11 protein-coding genes are annotated in these 21,759 nt (G+C 46.2%); all 11 read left to right on the top strand.

The window, feature by feature from the left end; all coding sequences use genetic code 11:
• Positions 1-63 precede the first annotated feature (63 nt).
• The 11 genes from AC59IL_RS03060 to AC59IL_RS03010 all read left to right on the top strand — a co-directional run bounded on the left by AC59IL_RS03060 (position 64) and on the right by AC59IL_RS03010 (position 21,739).
• The gene (locus AC59IL_RS03060) at positions 64-1,527 is read left to right on the top strand and encodes a RagB/SusD family nutrient uptake outer membrane protein (protein WP_496550604.1); all 1,464 of its coding nucleotides are present in this window, start codon (positions 64-66) and stop codon (positions 1,525-1,527) included.
• Between the two features lie 10 nt (positions 1,528-1,537).
• Positions 1,538-2,593 (top strand): zinc-binding metallopeptidase, encoded by a 1,056-nt coding sequence (locus tag AC59IL_RS03055; protein WP_496550603.1) that lies wholly within the window; start codon positions 1,538-1,540, stop codon positions 2,591-2,593.
• Between the two features lie 174 nt (positions 2,594-2,767).
• Positions 2,768-4,090, top strand: coding sequence for a DUF4302 domain-containing protein (locus AC59IL_RS03050; protein WP_496550602.1), 1,323 nt, complete (start codon positions 2,768-2,770; stop codon positions 4,088-4,090).
• Between the two features lie 401 nt (positions 4,091-4,491).
• A complete protein-coding gene (locus tag AC59IL_RS03045) occupies positions 4,492-5,496 on the top strand; it encodes a PorP/SprF family type IX secretion system membrane protein (RefSeq protein ID WP_496550601.1) in 1,005 nt (334 codons plus the stop codon).
• A 110-nt stretch (positions 5,497-5,606) separates the two neighbouring features.
• Positions 5,607-7,607, top strand: coding sequence for an OmpA family protein (locus tag AC59IL_RS03040; protein ID WP_496550600.1), 2,001 nt, complete (start codon positions 5,607-5,609; stop codon positions 7,605-7,607).
• A 157-nt stretch (positions 7,608-7,764) separates the two neighbouring features.
• Complete coding sequence (locus AC59IL_RS03035) at positions 7,765-8,781, top strand: PorP/SprF family type IX secretion system membrane protein (RefSeq protein WP_496550599.1); 1,017 nt, start codon at positions 7,765-7,767, stop codon at positions 8,779-8,781.
• Positions 8,782-8,852: 71 nt separating this feature from the next.
• A complete protein-coding gene (locus AC59IL_RS03030; protein ID WP_496550598.1) occupies positions 8,853-10,997 on the top strand; it encodes a M43 family zinc metalloprotease in 2,145 nt (714 codons plus the stop codon).
• 111 nt (positions 10,998-11,108) lie between these two features.
• Positions 11,109-14,276, top strand: a complete 3,168-nt coding sequence (locus tag AC59IL_RS03025) for a DUF8202 domain-containing protein (RefSeq protein WP_496550597.1) — start codon at positions 11,109-11,111, stop codon at positions 14,274-14,276.
• A gap of 204 nt (positions 14,277-14,480) precedes the next feature.
• Complete coding sequence (locus AC59IL_RS03020) at positions 14,481-16,499, top strand: T9SS type B sorting domain-containing protein (RefSeq protein WP_496550596.1); 2,019 nt, start codon at positions 14,481-14,483, stop codon at positions 16,497-16,499.
• Positions 16,500-16,631: 132 nt separating this feature from the next.
• On the top strand, positions 16,632-19,079 hold the full coding sequence (locus AC59IL_RS03015) for a T9SS type B sorting domain-containing protein (RefSeq protein WP_496550595.1): 2,448 nt from the start codon (positions 16,632-16,634) through the stop codon (positions 19,077-19,079).
• Between the two features lie 236 nt (positions 19,080-19,315).
• Positions 19,316-21,739, top strand: coding sequence for a DUF8202 domain-containing protein (locus tag AC59IL_RS03010; RefSeq protein WP_496550594.1), 2,424 nt, complete (start codon positions 19,316-19,318; stop codon positions 21,737-21,739).
• The last annotated feature ends 20 nt before the right edge of the window (positions 21,740-21,759 follow it).

Raw genomic sequence — 21,759 nt, 5'->3', positions numbered from 1 at the left:
ATAGAAAACCGGGCAACCGGTAACCTGAAACTTGTAACCTGGAACTTGTAACTAATCGAGATCATGCAAAAAATATTATCATATACCTCTTCACTACTCCTGCTTATTTCACTGGGAGGTTGTAAAAAGTTTTTGGAAAAATCGCCCGACAACAGGGCTACACTGGATAGCCCTGAACAGGTAGCGCAATTATTGGGTACTGCCTATCCGCAGGGTAACTACATGCCTTTTTGTGAATCTATTTCAGATAACGTAGCAGATAAAAATAACGGCGGTGGGCTTGATCAGGAAGTGTTGAATCCTTTCTTCTTTAAAGATGTGACTAACAATCAGCAGGATTCGCCCGAAGGATACTGGAATAGTTGTTATGCCGCCATTGCGGCCGCCAACCAGGCGCTCGAAACCTGCTATGCTGCTACCGATTCAACCGCTTATGCATCGGAAAAAGGCGAAGCGCTGGTATGCCGTGCCTATGCACATTTTATGCTGGTAACCCTGTTCGCCAAAACATACGATCCGGCCACAGCCGATAAAGATCCCGGCATTCCCTATGTAACTACCCCCGAGAAAGTAATATTTAAGAACTACGATCGTAAAACAGTGGCCTATACCTATTCGATGATCGAAAAGGACCTGACCGCTGGTTTACCTTTGCTCGATGACAAACGCTATACAGTACCACGCTATCATTTTACCAGAGCAGCAGCTTATGCTTTTGCATCTCGTTTTTATTTGTTCAAACAGGATTATGATAAAGTGCTTGCCTATACGAACCTCGTATATCCGCAAATCAGTAATGTAGCGGCAAATCTGCGCCCGTGGAATACGACTTACCTTACACTTACTTACCGCGAACTGTATGCAAGGTATGCGGCCGCAACCGAGCCCGCCAATCTGTTACTCGTTGAAACTGCTTCATCGTGGGCCCGTAACTATTATACCGAGCGATATGGCATGAACGCAGCCAAAAGAACAGAAATACTGAACAGTAATGTTACAGGTGGTGACTACGCTTTCACGAGACAAACCTATACAGTAGGAACCGATAATTACCTGTTGCCAAAGATCAATGAATACTTTGTGCGCCTTTCGGTAAACGCCACCATTGGGTATCCCTATGTAATGATACCCCTGTTCACTGCCGAAGAAGTATTGTTCAACAGGATTGAGGCCAATATTTACCTGAATAATCTCACTGCGGCTATTGCCGACATGAATACGTATGCTTCTACCCGCATACGTAATTATGATGCAGCAGCCCATAACATTACTACCGCCAAAATGGAAACAAAGTATAAATCAGGCGACGACAGAATAAACGCGCTGCTGACCCTGCTCGATTTGAAACGGGCCGAATATGTACAGGAAGGTATGCGCTGGTTCGATCTGTTGCGCTATAAGATGCCGGTGACCCATACAACAGAGCCCGATAAAACATCTTTCACGCTGGAGCCTGAAGACAAACGCAGGGTATTTCAGATACCTGAATCGGCCCGGTTAAGCGGCCTTGCTTTAAATCCACGTTAAACCCTGAATAATGATCAACGACATACATAACAATATGCAACAATCGGCTAAAGTGATTCCTATATCCATTGCTCCCCGCTGGGAAACAATGATCGACAACCGCGTGCCGGGCTGGCTGTTACCTCTTATCGAAAAACTGAAGGGATTGAAGATTTTACAGGTAAGAGAATTACAACGACTGGTGTTTTTCTTATTGCTCACAACCCTCGTTGCCTGCAAAAAGGAAAGCCTCGATAATGTAGATGATATTCCCGGTTTGGGTGGCGATACATGGGCTACCACGCCAATTGATACATGGATATACGACAGCTTAACCGTGCCTTTAAATATTGCCGTTAAATACAAGTGGGACCAGTTTGAACTGAGTGTAAATAAAACACTGGTACCCCCTAAAGAAGAAAAGATAATCCCTGTATTAAGCGCTGTTAAGAAAGTATGGATCGATACTTATACAGCCGAGGCAGGCGATGTGTTCATGAAGAAATATTGTCCCAAATTTTTTGCATTGGCCGGCAGTGCCAGCTGGAATACCGATGGAACCATAACCTTAGGTACAGCCGAAGGCGGCCGTAAAGTAGTGTTGTATGTGCTGAATGATTTCAGAACAAAAGGCATGACCGGTTATCGGCCTTCTGATTCGTTCAACATCAAACAAATGTTCCACACTATTGAGCATGAGTTCGGGCATATTCTTCATCAAACCGTTTATTACCCGGTGACTTTTAAAACGATCACTGTTGGCTTATATACTTCTAACTGGAACAACGTATCCGACGCGGAAGCCCGCCAGGATGGTTTTGTAACAGCATATGCCGAATCGGCTCCCGATGAAGATTTTGTTGAAATGATCGCCATGATGCTTACCGAAGGAAAAGGCGGTTTTGATGCTATTGTAAACAGCATACCTGCCGGTACCAGTACCAATGGAATAACACAGGCAGAAGCAAAAAGCCGCTTGCGCAAAAAAGAAGCGATTGTAGTAAACTATTTTAAAGATACCTGGAGCATTGATTTTTACAGCCTGCAAACGCGCGTGCGTACAGCTGTTGAGCAGCTCATTAAGTAGTAAGTGGTAAGTTATAAGTGGTAAGTCGAGGTAAGAAGTAAGTGGTAGGAAGTAAGAAGAAGTTGACAAGTTAACAGGTTGACAAAGTTGATAAATTAAAAGGGAACAGAGTGCTTTGCCGTTTGCCGATTCACGTTTGCCGTTTTCCGTTTCACGTTTTACGAATAAACAATTATGAGAAAAATATTAACATACGCAATACTCTTAACTATAGTAGTAAGTGGTTGCAATAGAAAGGGAGATGATGCTTTTGATCAGTCGCCCGATGAGCGCATCAATGAAGCACTGGCCGAATATCAGAGCGCACTGGTAAAAGCGCCCTATGGATGGAAAGGTTTGATCTATCCCGCCGGCTTAAAAGGAGGCGTTGTTGGCTTTTATTTCAAATTCAACGATTCGAACCGCGTTGAAATGTTCTCCGACTTCGATTCTACATCGAACGTTACGCCTGCAACAAGCAGCTACCGGTTGAAAGCATTACAACAGCCCAGTTTGTTATTCGATACCTATTCATATGTACATGTACTGGCCGATCCCGATGGTTCGGTAAATGGCGGTACTTACGGATCGGGCCTTGGTTCTGATTTTGAATTTGCCATCACCAGTGTAGCCACAGATACCATAAAGCTCATCGGCCGGTTCAACGGTAGCAAGGCCTATCTGATTAAAGCAACACAGCAGGAAGCAGATGATTATTACAGCAAAAGATATAAAAGCCGGGTGTTTGCAAACATCAGCAAAATTTTAAACTATTTCAAAAGACTGGTTGTAGGCAGCAATCAATACGAAATAAAAGTTAATCAGAATACCCGTACCATCACCTTTACCTGGGTTGATGCAAACGGTAATGTACAAACTTACACAACGGGGTATTATTATACTACAGATGGCATTGTGCTTACACCGCCATTTACCGATGGCAATATTACTATATCGGGTTTCAGCAACATGACCTGGAATGCAACTGCCGGTAATTTATCGTTTACTGTAAATGGTAATGCCGCTTCTATTGTTGGTTCAGGTCAGCCGGTTAACCCCGACCTCGGAGCGCCCCAACGCTGGTGGCAGTATGCGGCCGACAGGGAATTATACTGGATATCGGAAAATGGGTTTCATGTGAATGGGGTGGATGATGCTTATGGTATTACAAAACTACCCAACTACTATTATTTCATTTACTGGCCTGCATATGGCACCTATTCAGGTGGCACTTACGACCTCGCTGCTCCTATTAAAGTGATTAACGATTCGTTGAAGCTGCAATATGGCGGCGGGTTCAGGAAACCTACATTCAACAACGATGGTCGTGCTGTATTCCCTTATCTGGGTTCGCTGGGATCGTATCCAACAGCTGCCGATTCGGTTGCTATGGCCAAAACACGTATACAAATGACTGAGACGAACGGGTATTATTTCGTTCAAACAGGAGATAAAACCTACGACATGGTAAATGCGAAAGATGGCAAAGCGTGGATCAGCTGGATATTTCCTCAGTAGAACAACATTGATAACAATGAAGAACCACCTATAATAAACGGTCCCTTGAAAATAGCTATTCGTCATGCACAATAAGATCCAAAAGTCTATGAAAACTGTTACCGGTAATGAGATTGGCCTTTAAGCAGCACATCGGGCGGGCAGTTTATTAAATAGTCAGTTTAAGGCGCCTGCCTGGTGATCAGGACCTTTAACGAATGCACGGAAATGCCACTGGTAACGAACGAACCCCAAAAGTATGTAACGAAGATGTAGTGACCCCGGTAAGCCCCGAACTGTAGTTCGGGGCGCTATCAGGGAGAAAGCGGTGAAGGCGAAAAAGTGAGACAACAAGGCAACCGATGGAACCCACCGGATGCCTACCTGAAACGATAAAAAAACAAAAAATTAAAGAAACTGCTATGAGACCTATTACCAGACTTTTGGCGCTGTTGGTGATATTAACAGGGACTACCCGCGAGCTGACCGCACAGGTTGATCCGCATTTTACGCAGTACTACGTATATCCTTCCTGGTTAAACCCGGCGCTCACCGGTACATTCGATGGCGATTACCGTATATCAGGCATCTACCGTACCCAATGGGGAAGTATAAGCAAGCCGTTTTCAACGCCAGGACTTTCGGCCGAGTTTGTAACCGGCAAAAATGTAAATGTTGGCCTAAGTGTATTAAATCAATCTGCCGGCGACGGAGGGTATAATTATACCACGGCCTACGGAAACTTTGCCTACACCGGTGTACGCTTTGGCGCTACCGAAAACCACCGCATTGTACTGGGTATGCAGCTTGGCATCATCCGCAGAGGGTTCAATGCTTCAAAATTCACTTTAGGCGACGAATGGAACCCGATAACCGGATATAATCCCGGAAGCACTACCGATGGTTTCAGTAAAACAAATGCTACCTCTATCGATGCAGGTGCCGGTATTCTTTACTTCGATGCAGCACCCGGCAAAAAAGCCAATGTATATGGCGGTTTTGCTGTATCGCATTTAACCAAACCCGATGATTACTTTGGCAACACCAGCGATGCCAAACTGCCCATGCGCTTTACCGCTCATGCCGGTGTTCGGTTAACCATTTCTGAAATATTTAGTGTTATTCCCAATGTATTATATGTAAAACAGGGATCGGCCGATGAAAAAATGGCCGGTGCCTATGTGCAGTTGAATGCTGCACCCGGTACCGATGTATTGCTGGGCGCCAATTACCGCGTCAAAGATGCTGTATCGCCTTTTGTTGGTTTCAGCCATAACAATATTGTGCTGGGTGTGAGCTACGATGTAAATACCTCAGACCTTGGTAAAATGGTGCATGGCACCAACAGCTTCGAAATATCCCTGTCTTTGATAGGTAAGAAAACCATTAAAACACCTGAAGCTCACTTTGTGTGCCCGAGGCTTTAAGGTTTGTGTTTTGAAGTTTTTGGTTTGTGGTTCTTTTAATACACTGACCATTGACCATTGACCATTCACGATTGACCATTGACCATTCACCATTCACAAAATTCTCTGCGATGAAAAAGATATTTCTTATACTGGCTGTAACCCCTGCATACATGATGGCAAGGGCTCAGTATGTGGCAGATTACCTGAAAGCCGCCGACAATTATTATAAAAAGGGGGATTACTATTCTGCCGCACAGTATTATGAAAAATGGCTCAATGCCAATAAACCAAAAGGTACACAGGCCGATTACAGTCCGTATGCGGTTAAATCGGCATCCGGTGTAACGGCTGCGGCTGCAGGCCCTCAGCAGGTTGTATATAACCTGGCAGAGAGCTATCGCAAGCTGAACTATCCTGTAAAAGCTGTGTCGTTTTATGAAAAAGCGCTCAGCTATAACAATGAACACCACCCGCTGGCTGCCTACTACTATGCGGTTACTTTACGGGCGTTGGGAAAAGATGAAGAAGCCGAAAAGGCTTTTCAGTTGTTTTTGGATAAATACAAAACCGATGATGTATACAGTCAGTCGGCCCGCAGTGAAGTATTGAACCTGCACTTTATCAGAGAGCAATTGCGCAGAAAAGACCTGCAGCTGTTCACCGTTCAAAAACAAAATGCTGCTATCAATCCGTCGGGCGCCAACTATTCGCCCGTATGGCTGAACAATAATACTTTATTATTCACCTCAACCCGCCCCGAAGGAGCTGATAAAAACCAGCCGTTCATCAATCGCATATACAGTGCTGTTGCTGCCGGCGACAGTTTCACTGCTGTTACAAAATTTGATCTGGCCCAACCCGCCAACGTGCACCAGGGAGTAATGAGCTGCACACCTGATGGCAATACCTTATTTTGTACCCGCTGGACGGTTACAGCAACCGGAAAGAAAACTTCAGCTATTTATGTAAGCCGGAAAGTAAATAATGCGTGGACAGAACCCGTGCCTGTAGATGCTTTGGTGAATACACCCGGCGCAAACACACAACAGCCCTTTGTAATGCCCGGTGGAAAATATTTGCTGTACGCCAGCGATAAAACCGGTGGTTATGGCGGCTTCGATTTGTGGTATGCCGAAATAGATGCACATGGCAAACCCGTAAAAACAGCCAACCTCGGCAACACTATAAATACAGCCACCGATGAGCAGGCGCCTTATTACCACGAAGCATCCGGTACACTGGTGTTTTCGTGCAATGGCAGAACGGGCATGGGCGGTTTTGATTTCTTTTTCAGCAAGGGAACCATCGATAAATTTACAGCTCCCGAAAACTTCGGTTACCCGGTAAATTCAGTAAAGGATGATATTTATTTTACCAGTAAAGGCGCGGCTAATAATATACTGGCCGATGTAATGCTGAGCTCAGACCGTTCGGCCGATTGTTGTCTTGAATTGTTTTCCCTGAAAAAGAAAAAGCCGTTGAAGCAGATCAGCGGACTGGTAGTAGTGTGCGGCGGGCAGACCATTCTTTCGGGTGTTAGCGTAAACATTATTGATACCATCAGCAATAAAACCATTTACAGCGCTGCTACAGCCGCCGATGGCAGTTATGCATTCGAAATTGAAGCATACCAGCCGCTGAAAGCCGTGGCTACTTTAAGCGGTTATAAAGAAGGTTCGCTGCAGTTCAATGCACCCGTTGATGGAACCGAAAAAGATAGTTTAAACAACCCCGCTATATGCCTGGTGAAGGAAGCTCCGAATGTAGAAGAAGTAGTGGTGATCGATAACATATACTACGATTTTGATTCATCAACTGTGCGTGCTGATTCTTACGCTTCGCTGGATAAAATAGTGAACATGTTGAATCAGAACCCCGCTATGGAAATAGAGATCAGGGCGCATACCGATAACAAGGGTGGCGAAACCTATAACAAAAAGCTGTCTGATGCCAGGGCAAAATCTGTAGTAACCTATCTGTTAAGCAAAGGAATTGCACAAAGCCGCTTACAGTTCAAAGGTTATGGAGCCACCATGCCGGTTGCACCCAACCAGCTCGAAGATGGCAGCGACAATCCCGATGGAAGACAGCAGAATAGAAGAACGGAGTTTAAAGTGTTGAAGAAGTAGGAAAACTGAAGTCTGAAGTCGGAAGTCAGAAGTCGGATGTAAGAAGTAAGAATGTTACAGAGAGGGGAGGAGTTTGAATAGTTAAAATTCTTTGCGCCTTAGCGCCTTTGCGAGAAACTTCTTATCGCCTTTGCGCGAACTATTAAAACCTAAGTGTATGACAAAAGTAATTTGCTGTTTGACGATCGTATTGATGGGTATGCAGGTTTCGGCACAACAGAGACCGCACTATACCCAGTACATCCTGAATCAGTACATTCTCAATCCTGCCCTTACCGGCATTGAGAACTATACCGATATCAAGGTAAGTCACCGGCATCAGTGGGCGGGGATCGATGGCGCTCCTGTAACTACTTACCTTACTGTACATACGCCGATAGGCAAAAGCGATTACCGCACCACCGCCACGTCGTTCGATATGCCGGGCGAAAATCCGCGTGGCCAGCGGTATTGGGAAGATTATACCGCCGCCGCGCCGCATCATGGCGTTGGTTTACAGGTGATCGATGATCGCATGGGACCCTTGAATCAGTTTTCGGCTTATGCAACCTATGCTTATCATTTAGGAATTAGTCCGCGTACAAGTATTGCCGCCGGCTTTGGCGCGGGGTTTACCAGTATGAGCCTGCGTGCCGATAAACTGCATTTCGCTACAGCGGTTGACCCGGCTGTTTACAGCACCGGTACGCTGAACAATTTCAGGCCCGATGTAATGGCCGGTTTGTATTTGTATTCGGCCGATTATTTCGTGGGCGTATCTGCCCAGCAGATCATACCGCAAAAAGTTGACTTTGTTGATAATACTGTGAAAGCAACCGGCGGCCGGCTTGTACCTCATGTGTTCGCAAGTACCGGCTACCGTTTTCTGCTGAACGAAGATTTCAATTTTATTCCCTCAGTACTGGTAAAATATGTGAACCCGGTACCTGTGCAGGTTGATGTAAATGCAAAACTGCAATACCTCGACAAAGCCTGGATAGGCGCCAGCTACCGTATTAAAGATGGATTTTCCGGTATGTTGGGTTTGTATATATCCAATGCTGTGAATGTGGGGTATTCATACGATTATACCACTTCGGCGCTGAACAGTTACAGCAAAGGAACGCATGAAATTATAGTGGGCTTTACAATCGGAAACAAATACGATGATGGTTGCCCGAGAAATGTATGGTAGCAGACCCTGAGCGTAGTCGAAGGGGCAAATAAAAGCGCTGAGCGAAGTCGAAGCGCCTTAAATGACTAAAAATGATGAAAATATTTATACCTATAGTTGGATTAATGACCCTTGGAATGGCTTTCACTGCAAAAGCGCAGGAAGTACCTGTTAACCGTTGTGGAACCATGACGGTGCTTAAGGCTGCGCTGACAAAGGATCCGGCGCTGATGGAAAATTTTGAAAAGGAAAAACTGCAGTTGTTGCAGGAAGTAAAAGTAAAACTTACCAGGCCCACTGCCCGTGAAAATGCAGCTTCTGTTTTTGTTCCGATTGTATTTCATATTGTGATGAACAATCCCACGCAGGTGACCGATGCACAGATCATGGCTCAGTTAACGGCGTTGAACAATGATTATGCAGGATTGAATGCCGACTCAACAGTTATTCCTGCTGCATTTAAACCGCTGTTTGGTCATTCGAAAATACAGTTCGTACTGGCAAAACGTACCCCTGGTAATTTACCCTCGAACGGTATTGAACGCATTACTACCACACAAACCGTTTTTTCGGTAAGTAATACCAGCATAAAATATACGGCTTCGGGTGGCGCCGATGCCTGGGACCCTACGCGTTTTTTTAATGTTTGGGTTTGCACGCTTACCGATGGATTGCTGGGATATGCAACCTTTCCAACTCAAACACCAACCCGTGAGCAGGGTGTGGTAATGTCGTATGGAACTTTGCCCGGAGGCTATATCACCGGGTATAATAAAGGAAGGACCTTAACACATGAAAGCGGCCATTTCTTTTTTCTGTATCATATATGGGGCGATGATGATGGGGCTTGCACGGGATCTGATGAAGTTGACGATACGCCCAATCAATCGAATGCTACTTCAGGCTGCCCTGGGGGTGGGGTAGTAACAGATGCCTGTTCGCCCGGCGCGCCCGGAATTATGTACCAGGATTATATGGATTACTCGAGCGACGGCTGTATGGCTATGTTTACCACCCAGCAGGTAGCCCGTATAGAAGCTGCCTTAAGCCGTTACCGCAGTTCGCTCACGACTTCCAATGGCGCAGTATCGCCCTTAAAATCGCTCGATGCGCAAATATTATCAATCGATAATCCGTATACCCGTGTATGTGATACAAAATTTTCTCCGGTAGTTACCTTACGCAACTGGGGAACAGATACCCTTAAATCGGCAGATATACTGGCAGATATTGATAACGGCACAACTGTACAAACACACTGGACGGGTTCACTGCCCAGCACGGCTACAGTACAGGTTGCACTAAATGGGGTAACTGTAGCTTCCAACGGCACTCATTCTATAAAAGTGCAGGTTACTGCGCCCAATGGCGGTACCGATCTGCTGAAATCGAATGATACATTAAGCAAATGGTTTGAATACCCGGTACCTGTTACACCGCCTTTGACCGAAGGTTTTGAAACAGATGCATTTCCTCCTGTAAACTGGGATATTATAAATGCCGATGGCTCTTATACCTGGGAAAGAGTCGATGGTGTAGGTAAAACAGGTAACGCGGCCATGATGGTTCGCAACTTCGAATACAAACAAAACGGACAAAGAGATTATATACGCCTGCCACAGGTAAATATTACCGAAGCCGATTCAGCCTTTCTCACATTTCAGGTAGCGGCTGCCATGCAAACAGCGGCCGGCACCCTGCTCAATTACTGGGATACATTGCAGGTGCTTGTGAGTACCGATTGCGGTAATACTTATACAAGCCTGTATAAAAAATGGGGCAGTACATTGGTTACCCGTACTGTATTGACCACTACGTCATTTGTACCTGCGGCCGGTGAATGGCGAAAAGACTCTGTGAACCTTACACCTTATATCAACGCCGGTCCCGTGATGCTTGCTTTTGTTAACTCAACCGGCAATGAGAATAATGTATACATCGATGATATTAATCTGTATAAAAAACGCGGCAGTAACAATCTCGAAAAACAGGGTTGGCTTATAACGCCCAATCCCACAACCGGTCCGGTTTCCGTGCAGTTCTATACAGCACCTGCTAATCTTAAAGGCATAAGCCTGTTCAGCAGCACCGGCCAGAAGCTTGCTGAGAAACTGGTATCAGGCACAGCTTCAACTTCGTACCGTTTCGATATGAGTAAATATGCCAGCGGCGTATATATGGTGAGGATAGTATTTAGTGACCATACGGTTACAAGTAAAGTGATCAAAAGGCAGTAGGCAGTAGGCAATAGACAATAGGCAATAGGCGAGTAGGAAGTAGAATTAGAGTGTGTAATAATAGGGTTCCGTTGCCGATTGCCGTTTCACGATTCACGATTCACGAAAACAATGACAAACAAACCAACATACAAGAGCTGTTTCCGTCCACTGCATAAAGCAGCAGTGGTGGTTGCCTTGTTATTGTGTTTGTCTATACAGGCCGGCGCTCAGATGCCCGGTGGTGTTTCGGCCAATCTTACGTCGTGGTTCAAAGCCAATTCACAAACCGGCGGCAACATATTGCCTAACACCAATCACAATACCCCGGTAAATGAATGGAAAAGCGAACTGGGCAACCTCAGCGTTACCCAAATTACAGCCAGTCGTCAACCTTTGTTCCTTGCCGATTATACGGCTGCGGCTAATTTTAATTTTAACCCATCGCTGCAGTTTGCTTCTTCGCAGGGCAGGGGCCTGTTAAACAATGCTACTTCGGCACCCGATGTGCTCGGCAATAATGGTACTTATTTTCTGGTGATCAATACAAACCGCGAAACCGGTGTTACATCCAGTACCTGCTTTTCATATATATCAGCCAATACAGGGGCACGATATCAGGCAAAGGCCGATTTCAGAATTCAAACCGGTGTTACATCGGGTTTCGGATACATTGCAGATCTCGATCCGGCATCTACCAGTCTGAACCCTGCAGGCATACCGGCTATCAACTATCCAAGGGCATCTGGTATTATACTTACATCACGTTCTGCAGGCCCCACATTCAGGGCCCGTCGCAATGCCGATACAACGATATTGGGTTCGGGCAGTATTTATTATCCTGCCATTGGTACCGGTATGGGCGTTGGCTTTAATTCGCCCGGTGGTGGTGAAGCTACTTCTTCGGCCATTGCAGAGCTGATCACTTATGATACTTATTTGCCGGATGCCGATGTAAATAAAGTAGAGTCTTATCTGGCTGTAAAGTATGGTATCACGCTTGGTCAGGGTACCTCGTTTACATCACCAGCAGGACCTACAAATTATTCTTCTTCCAATGGAACGATAATATGGAATGCGGCTGCCAATACAGGTTATGGTAATTGCATTACCGGCATTGGCCGCGACGATAATTCGTCATTGCTGCAAAAACAGTCAAAATCAATTCACGATAGTTCGCTCGTATATCTGTTCAATGGAAATACAGCAGGCTTGTTTCCTGCCATGAACGTCAACAACCTTTCTGCGATTACTGCCACCAACTCATTTTTATTGTGCGGTGATAATGGCCTTAGTACTAGCTTAACGGCTTGTGTATTCAACAACAGGTTCAGCAGTATGAAACGGGTGTGGAAGGTGCAAAAAACCGGAAACATTGGTATTGTTACCGTTGCTGTTGATGCGGCCGGTGTAAATGCACAGGTGAAGAACCTGCTGGTATCGGCCAATCCGTTGTTTCCCGCAACAGGTACTGCCATTTATCCGTTAACTGCAGCCAATGGAAAATTGTATGCTGCAGTAAACTTAAACAGCAACGAATATTTCACGTTTGCCACCGATTCGTTAAAGGTGCAAATGACGGTTACACAGCAGCCCACCTGTACCGTTTCAAACGGCGGAGTAGTTGCAGCTACAGTAACCGGAGGCACTACGCCTTATGCCTATAGCTGGAATACCACACCGGTGCAAACCAATGCTACGGCTACCGGTTTAACAGGTGGCAGTTATGTGTTGACTGTTACCGCCGAATCAGGTTGCGCCGTTGGTTATCCGGTAACATTAGTAACGCCTCCGTTCCCGGTTATATCGGCAGCAACTTCTCAGGCGGTAACCTGCCAGGGCGATAGTGTTGTGCTGACTGCTTCGGTAGTTTCGGGTTCAATATCTAACTATACATGGATGCCGGGCGGTGGTACAGGTAATAGCATTAAAGTAGCGCCTGCAGATACTACCGATTACAGGGTAATAGGCATCGACGCCACTACAGGCTGTGCCGATACGGCCTGGGTAACCATATTTGCAAAGGAAATTCCTTCATCAATATTTACGGTAGCACCGGGTAATGTATGTCTCGGTACGCCGCAAACAATAACTTATACCGGCAATGCACCCAGCACCGCCACTTATAACTGGTTTGGTTTTGCCGGCGCCACAGTACAAAGCGGCAGCGATAAGGGGCCTTACAGCATTGTATTGAACAGTGCCGGTACCTATACCATTCAATTGCAGGTTGAAAATAACGGTTGCCTGTCAGCGATAACCACACAAAAAGATACGATCTCCTCACCGGTAACGGCTTCGTTTACGGTGAGCGATGCTGAGGTATGCGCCGGAACCATTATTACCACCACGTTTACGGGAAGTGGTGCCTCTACAGCAACGGCTACCTGGGGCTGGGGTGGAGGCGCTATTCAAAGCGGCAGTGGCTTTGGCCCTTATACAGTGAAATATAATAAAAGCGGCATCATCAGTCTTACGGTAAAAGACGGCGCCTGTGTAGCTGTTGCTGCCAGCAAAGTAATTAAAGTTATAGCTGTTCCTGTTGCGGCATTTTCGGCCGATGTAACAAAAGGCTGTCCGCCTTTTGCAGTAACATTCACCAATGAAAGTCAAAACAGCAGCGACTGGAAATGGCATTTTGGTAACGGCGATTCTTCTGCAGCTATAAATCCGGTATATACGTATAATGATGCAGGTGTGTATACCATAACGTTAATAGCCTCGTCGAAAAATAAATGTTTCGATACGCTGGTGCAAAAGGATTATATACAGGTAAAACCGATGCCTGCTGCGACTTTTACGGCTGTTCCGGTTGAAAATGTTGATGTTGAGCTGCACCTGGCTACTTTCTCATTCAGCAATGCATCGGAGGATGCTGATTCTTACAAATGGCATTTCGGGGATGGTGATTCTTCAACCTTTATCAATCCGCAGCATCGCTATCTGTTTCCGGGAAATTATACGGTTATACTGGAAGCGATCAATGATATAGGCTGTCGCGATACAGCCGTACGACAATTCTTTAAAGTTATACCCGACAAGGTGCTTGATATACCAAATGCGTTTAGTCCGAATGGGGATGGTGTGAACGATACCTGGGAAATAGCGGGCCTGCGCGGTGCAGCAGATTGCCGGGTTGAAATATATAACCGCTGGGGCGAACAGCTTTACAGCAGCCGGGGATATACCAATCCATGGGATGGTTCCTGGAAGGGCAAGCCGGTGCCGGTAGCTGCCTATTACTATGTGATAAAAACGGCAACGAGGAGTTATAACGGATGGGTGGCGGTGATCAGGTAGGCAATGGGCAATGGGCAATAGGCAGTAGGCAATGGGCAATAGGCAATAGGCGAGTAGTAAGTGGTAAGTAGGAAGTAAGAAGTATGAAGAAGTTGATAAGTTAACAGGTTAACAAGTTGACGGGTTAACAAAAAACTGAGCGAATTCACCATTGACCATTCACGATTCACGAATTCAAAACAACAGCATACAAAACCATAACAAATGGCAAGGCTCAACAAAATATTATCCTTTAAGTATAGTGCGGAAAAAGCAGTACGTACCGGTCTGCTGATTGGTTTGTCGGTTATTGCAACCGGCCTGCATGCGCAAACTGTTTATACGCCTGTTGCCGTAACGGGCTTTACCCAGGATGTAGTGGCCGATACAGGAAAAAGTGTAGTGTCAGTAACCTCAACCATGATCGATGGTAATAAGAATATTGCCAACCACGTGATATACTCCGAAAACTTCGCTTCGGTGAACGGTTTAACCGGCGGCATTTATAACTCAGGCACTATTGTAAATGGCGCCAGCACTTATCAGCTGGCATCTTATGCCGATAAAAATGCATTGTATCTTTCAAATAATATAAATATCGATAGTACGCTGCCTGCGGGTACATTAACGTTAACCACACCCGCTGTTTATTCGCGGTTGAGCCTGTTATTGTTCTCGACCGAAGGAAACAGCCAGATAAATGTAAACCTGAATTTTGCAGACGGCACCACCGAACGGGCAGTAACCAATGCCACTGTGTTTGACTGGTACAACAACTCCGGTGCTGTGTATGCGGGGTTTGGCCGTATCGACAGACCTTCAGGAACCATCGATGGTGTGGGACTCAACCCCCGGTTTTATAAGCAGGATATATTGGTGAGCTGCAATAGTCAGAATAAATTACTGCAATCGATAACCATTGCCGATACAAGTAGTTCCACTTTTGCGCGTGTGGTTGTTATGGCAGTGTCGGGTGCTGCCATGCAACCCTTTTTGGTTACACCTACAGTTTTACCGGCCCGCTGCGGAAGTTCCGATAACGGTGTAATTACGCTCAATGTTACAGGCGGGGTAAAACCTTTTTCATATGTGTGGAATACAACACCTGCGCAAACTACACCCACCGCTTCGGGCCTGAGCACAGGAACCTATACCTGTACCATAACCGATTCGAATAATTGTGTAAGAACATTTACCAATACGGTACCACTGGTAACACCGGCCCCGGTTGTTGCCAATGCCCTTAAAAATATTATCTGCTCCAATGAAACAACCACCTTGTTTGCCGATACTTCTGCAGGCGTACCCGGAACCTATACCTGGAATCCCGGTGGCTTCACCGGTTCTTCAGTAGTAGTGTCGCCCGGTATTACCACCACTTACACCGTGAATGCAGAAGATATATACGGATGTACTTCCGCCGCTACTGTTCTTGTAACGGTGAAGGCGGCGCCTGCTGCTGCATTTACAGTAGCGCCTGATGTTGTGTGTTTAGGTACATCGCAAACCGTATCGTATACCGGATATGCAGGCAGTACGGCCACCTATAACTGGAACAGTTTTGCCGGCGCCGATGTTCAGTACGGCAGTGGCCAGGGCCCTTATACTATTTTGTTTAAATCGGGCGGCACCTATACGCTGCAGTTACAGGTTACCGAAAACGGATGTGCCTCTGCGATCGCAAAGCAAACAGTAACGGTGAATGCACCGCTGGCTTCGCCTGTTGTGTCGGTTACGGCTGTTACCAGTAGCAGCATCACTTTTGGCTGGGAACCGGTACCTGGCGCCACCGGATACATTGTATCGGTGAATGGCGGGGTTTATATCACACCAACATCGGGCAGTTTGGGCATAACGCATCACATTGTAAACCTGCAGCCCGTGGAAAAAATTACCATCAGTGTAATAGCGCTGGGTGTTGAAAGCTGCATGAACAGTGTGGACGGCAAGGCTACCGGTACTACGCTGGCCGATGAAATATTCATCCCAAATTCATTTACACCAAACGGTGATGGAAAGAACGATCTGTTTAAAGCATACGGCAATATCATAGCTGGTATAAATATGAAAATATTCAACCAGTGGGGGCAGCTCATTTATGAAACCAGCGACGTGCAAAGCGGCTGGGATGGTAAGCACAAAGGAAAGCTGCAACCCATGGGTGTGTATGTATATGCAATCAGAATAAAACTGAACAACGGAACTGAAGTAACAAGAAAGGGAACGGTGAATTTGTTGCATTGATAATGGAAGTCAGAAGTCTGAAGTCGGAAGTCAGAAGAAGTTGACAGGTTAACAGGTTGACAAAGTTGAGAAGGTAAAAGGAGCGGAGTGCTTTGCCGTTTCCCGTTTGTTGGTTCACGTAAAAAACGAATGATGAAACAACGTATATATATCGGTTTTTTGCTTGGCTTGCTGGTTGCTGTAACCGGCAGCCAGGCACAAACCTATACGCCTGTTGCCGTAACCGGTTTCAATGCGGATGGAATTGCCGAGTCGGGCACAGATGCAACGCTGGTAACCAGTACGGCACTTGATTTAAGTAATAATATCATGTACAGCGCTGCTTTTGGCGCCGCCAATTCATTGCCGGCCGGTGTGGTGAACAGCGGTACTATTGTGAGTGGTACACGCACGTACCAGTTACAGCCTTATAACGCGAATAATGTAATGTACTTGTCGTTGGGCGGGGCGCAGGCGAATACCCTGGCAACGGGTACGTTCAATCTTACTACACCTGCCCGTTTTTCGAATATCAGTTTGTTGTTGTTTTCAACTGAAGGAAATAGTGATATTGATGTGATACTTAATTTTACAGATGGTACCGCATTGGGTGCCGGCAGCTATTCAATTCTGGACTGGTTTGGCGGAACGGGCGCTGTATATTCAGGTTATGGAAGAACAAAACGTTTAACAACGGGCTATGTTCGGGATGGTGACAATACCGGTAATCCCATGTTTTATGCGGTTGATATTGCTTTCAGTTGTGCCTACAAATTAAAGTTTCTGAAATCAATTACCATTACCCATCTCGGAGGTTCCACTACTGCTTCACGGGTTTGCGCACTGGGGCTTTCGGGAAGTGTATATACGCCGGTTACCACCAGTGCAATCATTACGGCTGCTTCGTGCGGCAATGCCAATGGCAGTATTGCGCTCACTGCTACAGGAGGTACAAGTCCACTGAGATATTCATGGAACACAACGCCGGTGCAAACAACTGCTACGGCTGCCAATCTTGCTCCGGGAACGTATACATGTACCATTACCGGGGCAGATAATTGTTCAACTACTTATACAGGCGTGGTTCCTGCAAATCCGGCCGCAGTGCTTTCTGCTTCGGCCAGTGCGCCATCCATTTGTGAGGGCGATGTTACGAATTTGTCGGTAACAGCAACCGGCGGTACGATTTCAAACGTTATATGGATGCCCGGTAATTTAAGCGGTGCGAATGTTTCCGTATCACCGGCTGCCACTACTACTTATACGGTTACTGTTAAAGATAACAACGGCTGTACGCTGAATGCCAGCGTGGCGGTTACGGTAAAACCGGTTCCCACTTCAATGTTTACGGTTTCTCCTTCCGGTGTATGTTTGGGTACTCCTCAAACAATAACCTACACCGGTAATGCGCCTAATACCGCTACATATAACTGGTTTGGCTTTGCAGGCGCTACGGTGCAAAGCGGCAGCGGTCAGGGCCCTTACAGTATCCAGTTTAGTAATGCCGGTAATTATATCCTGCAGCTGCAGGTCGAAAATAACGGGTGTACATCAACGATAACCACGCAAAAAGATACTGTTTCTGAACCGGTAACGGCTTCGTTTACGGTAAGTGATGATAATGTATGCGCCGGAACCGTCATCACCACAACATTTACCGGCAGTGCAGCGAATACAGCCACAGCTACCTGGGGCTGGGGTGGAGGCACTGTTCAAAGTGGCAGTGGGTTTGGTCCTTATACGGTGCAATTTAACAGAACCGGTATTATCAGTCTTACGGTGAAAAACGGCGTCTGTGTATCTGTGGCCAATAGCAAAGTAATTAATGTTATACCTGTTCCGGTTGCGGCCTTTACAGCTGATGCGGTAAAAGGATGTCCGCCCTTTGCGGTTACGTTCACCAATCAATCGCAAAGTTATAGAGACTGGAAGTGGAGTTTTGGTAACGGCGATTCATCTGTTGAGGTAAGTCCAACATATACTTATAATGATGTAGGCGTGTATACAGTAACGTTGATAGCCTCATCGCAGAATAAATGTTTCGACACCCTGGTTAAAACGGATTATATACAGGTAAAACCGATGCCGCAAGCGGCTTTTACGGCTACTCCGGTTGAGAATGTACCTGTTGAATTGCACCTGGCCACTTTTTCATTCACCAATTTGTCGGACTATGGGAATTCCTACAAATGGCATTTTGGTGATAGAGATTCATCAACATTTATCAATCCGCAGCATCGCTATCTGTATCCGGGCGATTATACGGTTATACTGGAAGCGATCAATGATATAGGCTGCCGCGATACAGCTATGAGGCAATTCTTTAAAGTAATTCCCGACAAGGTATTGGACATACCAAATGTGTTTAGTCCGAATGGCGATGGGGTGAACGATACCTGGGAAATAGCGGGTCTGCGTGGGGCAACAGATTGCCAGGTTGAAATATTTAACCGCTGGGGCGAGCAGCTCTACAACAGCAAGGGATATTACAACCCATGGGATGGCACCTGGAAGGGCAAACCGGTACCGGTGGCTACTTATTACTATGTGATCAAAACGGCTACGAAAAGTTATAACGGATGGGTAGCTGTGATAAGGTGAGTAGATATTAGGTAATCAGTGCCGTTAGGCACCAAATGTTGGTAGAAAAAAATGTTCCGGTTTATATCGTCCTGTAGGGACGAAACCTGAGCATGGCTTCGATGTTTCGTCCCTACGGGACGGCGTTCCTTGTTCGAATTATTTCTACCAGCATAATGTCCCTACGGGGACAATAAGATACATGCACCAGGCAATGATTGAAAAAATGACCCCTCAAACTTGTAAACAATATTAAAATGCGAAAAGTTGTGAATGGTAATCGAGTCGCGCACCGGAAGGTGATGGTGCTGTTGGCAGCGGGCCTTGCCGCTCATACAACCATACATGCACAAACGCCGGGCGGTGTGTCGGGTGGTTTAAGCAGTTGGTTCAAGGCCAACACATTGGTGGCCGCCAACATCGATACGCCGGGTTCAGCTTCCGTGGCTGCATGGAAGAGTGAGCTGGGTAATTACCAGGTTGGTCAAACAACTGTTTCGCGTCAGCCGGTACTGCAAGCCACTACCACCCAAACAGGTAATTTTAATTTCAATCCATTCTTACAATTTTCAAAAGCGAACAATACCGTATTATTCAATACAACCACAACGCCCGATCTGCTGGGCGCCAATGGTAGTGTATTCATGGTAGTTAATACTCTGAATTCAGTAACAGATGGCAATCCATCAGGACTTACTTATCAGGCAACGAATTTTGCTTTTCAGATTAAGCCGGGTTTCCGTGTGCAAACAGGTAACGGAACTGCAGGCGGTACCGGTGATTATTACAACTGGACCCCCTGGCCATCGGGCACACCCGGTTATGCTGCTGAATCAGGCGTTATATTAATGGGCAAGGGGGTTGACCAGGCATCGACCGACCACAATTTCAGCGCACGACGCAATGGCGATTCCATTGCCGTTACTCACCGGTACAACCTGCCCAACGATGGCTATAATTACACGCCGATAATACCTACCGGTTTATTTTTTGGCAGCGACGGAAGTGGAACCGGCGGACAAAATATGAGCTGCGGAATGGCTGAAGTAATTACGTATAACTCGTATTTATCAGAAGCCGATCAGAATAAAGTAGAAACCTATCTGGCTATTAAATACGGCATTACGCTCACACAGGGCATGTCGGTTAATAACCGCGATTATACGGCTGCGGATGGCACCGTTATATGGAATGCTGCTACTAATGCGGGTTATTCATTCAATGTAACAGGAATCGGACGCGATGATTCGTCGGCCTTGTATCAAAAACAATCGCGGTCTGTACACAACGGCTCAATGTTATACCTGTATAACGGATCGGTGCAGAGCGGGTTTCCCGTTTCGAACAAAGCCAATACTACATCTATTGCCGATAAATCTTTTTTGATATTCGGCGATAACGGACTGAGTAAACAACTGGCTACCTGCACCGATAAAAGAACGCGTATGGCAAGAATATGGAAGGTGCAAAAAACAGGTGCAGGTATTTCGCTGGTTACTCTGGCCATTGACCAGGATTCATTAATTGCCGGTGTAAAAGGGATCATTGTTTCGCCCGATCCTTCTTTTCCCGAGAGCAGTACTACATTTTATCCGCTTTCGCCCGCATCCGGTAAAATGGTTACTGAGTGTACGCTGGGCAACAACGTGTATTTTTCTTTCAGCACCGATACATTAAAAGCATCATTGAGTACCGTACTGCCCGATTGTTTGAATGCAACAGGCGGCAGCATTGCTACTACCATAAGCGGCGGCCTTACACCTTATGATTATACATGGTCGAATGGCGCAGCAACACAAGAGCTTACCAATATAGGGGCCGGTACGTATACTGTAACCATTGCCGACAGCTTATGTCAGTCGGTTAATGCGACAGTAACCTTATTACCACCAATGCCGCCGGCTGCACCGCTTGCTAACGGAATAGCAGTATGCCCCGGAGATGTGGCCACGTTAACAGTTCAAAATCCCAATACGGCGTATGCTTATAACTGGTATACTGCTGCAGCAGGCGGAACGGCACAGGGAACCGGCGCTTCGTATGCTGTAACTACTACTACTACTACGCTGCCTGCTACCTGGTATGTTGGTTTGCAATATGGCAGTTGTATCAGTACCCGTACGCCTGTTCAGCTAACGCAGGCAATACAGTTGCCACCGGCTGTTATTACGGCAACCAATATTACGCCCAACAGCATAACCTTTACCTGGCAACCGGTACCCAATGCCACCGGATACCTTGTTTCGATAAATGGCGGCACCTATATAGTGCCCACTTCGGGCAGTACCGGCACGGTGCATGTTGTTGTGGCACTTGAGCCTGTGCAAACAATTACTATCAGTGTTATAGCGCTGGGCGTTAATAGTTGCCAGAACAGCGAAGCCAAAAAAACGGCTACTACGCTGGTTGATGAAATATTTATACCCAACACATTTACGCCGAACGGCGATGGTAAAAATGATGAGTTTAAGGTGTACGGCAATGTGATTGATCGTATGACCATGAAGATATTCAATCAATGGGGCCAGCTGATATACGAAAGCAATGATTTGCTGGCCGGCTGGAATGGAAGGCATAATGGCAAATTGCAGCCTATAGGCGTTTACTTCTATGCTGTTCGGTTACAGTTGAAGGATGGGAGTGAAGTAACGAGAAAGGGTTCAGTTAATTTATTGCATTAAAACCAAAAACCTTAAAAAAA

Source organism: Niastella sp. sgz303648 (genome assembly GCF_059587045.1).
The sequence above is the reverse complement of the archived record's forward strand: the minus strand, read 5'-3'. Positions and strand labels throughout refer to the sequence as shown.

Excerpts from the sequence above, each read along its gene's own strand:
- AC59IL_RS03060 (WP_496550604.1), top strand. The coding sequence starts at position 64 with ATGCAAAAAATATTATCATATACCTCTTCACTACTCCTGCTTATTTCA.
- AC59IL_RS03050 (WP_496550602.1), top strand. The coding sequence starts at position 2,768 with ATGAGAAAAATATTAACATACGCAATACTCTTAACTATAGTAGTAAGT.
- AC59IL_RS03035 (WP_496550599.1), top strand. The coding sequence starts at position 7,765 with ATGACAAAAGTAATTTGCTGTTTGACGATCGTATTGATGGGTATGCAG.
- AC59IL_RS03010 (WP_496550594.1), top strand. The coding sequence starts at position 19,316 with ATGCGAAAAGTTGTGAATGGTAATCGAGTCGCGCACCGGAAGGTGATG.
- AC59IL_RS03045 (WP_496550601.1), top strand. The coding sequence starts at position 4,492 with ATGAGACCTATTACCAGACTTTTGGCGCTGTTGGTGATATTAACAGGG.
- AC59IL_RS03020 (WP_496550596.1), top strand. The coding sequence starts at position 14,481 with ATGGCAAGGCTCAACAAAATATTATCCTTTAAGTATAGTGCGGAAAAA.
- AC59IL_RS03025 (WP_496550597.1), top strand. The coding sequence starts at position 11,109 with ATGACAAACAAACCAACATACAAGAGCTGTTTCCGTCCACTGCATAAA.
- AC59IL_RS03030 (WP_496550598.1), top strand. The coding sequence starts at position 8,853 with ATGATGAAAATATTTATACCTATAGTTGGATTAATGACCCTTGGAATG.
- AC59IL_RS03015 (WP_496550595.1), top strand. The coding sequence starts at position 16,632 with ATGAAACAACGTATATATATCGGTTTTTTGCTTGGCTTGCTGGTTGCT.
- AC59IL_RS03040 (WP_496550600.1), top strand. The coding sequence starts at position 5,607 with ATGAAAAAGATATTTCTTATACTGGCTGTAACCCCTGCATACATGATG.
- AC59IL_RS03055 (WP_496550603.1), top strand. The coding sequence starts at position 1,538 with ATGATCAACGACATACATAACAATATGCAACAATCGGCTAAAGTGATT.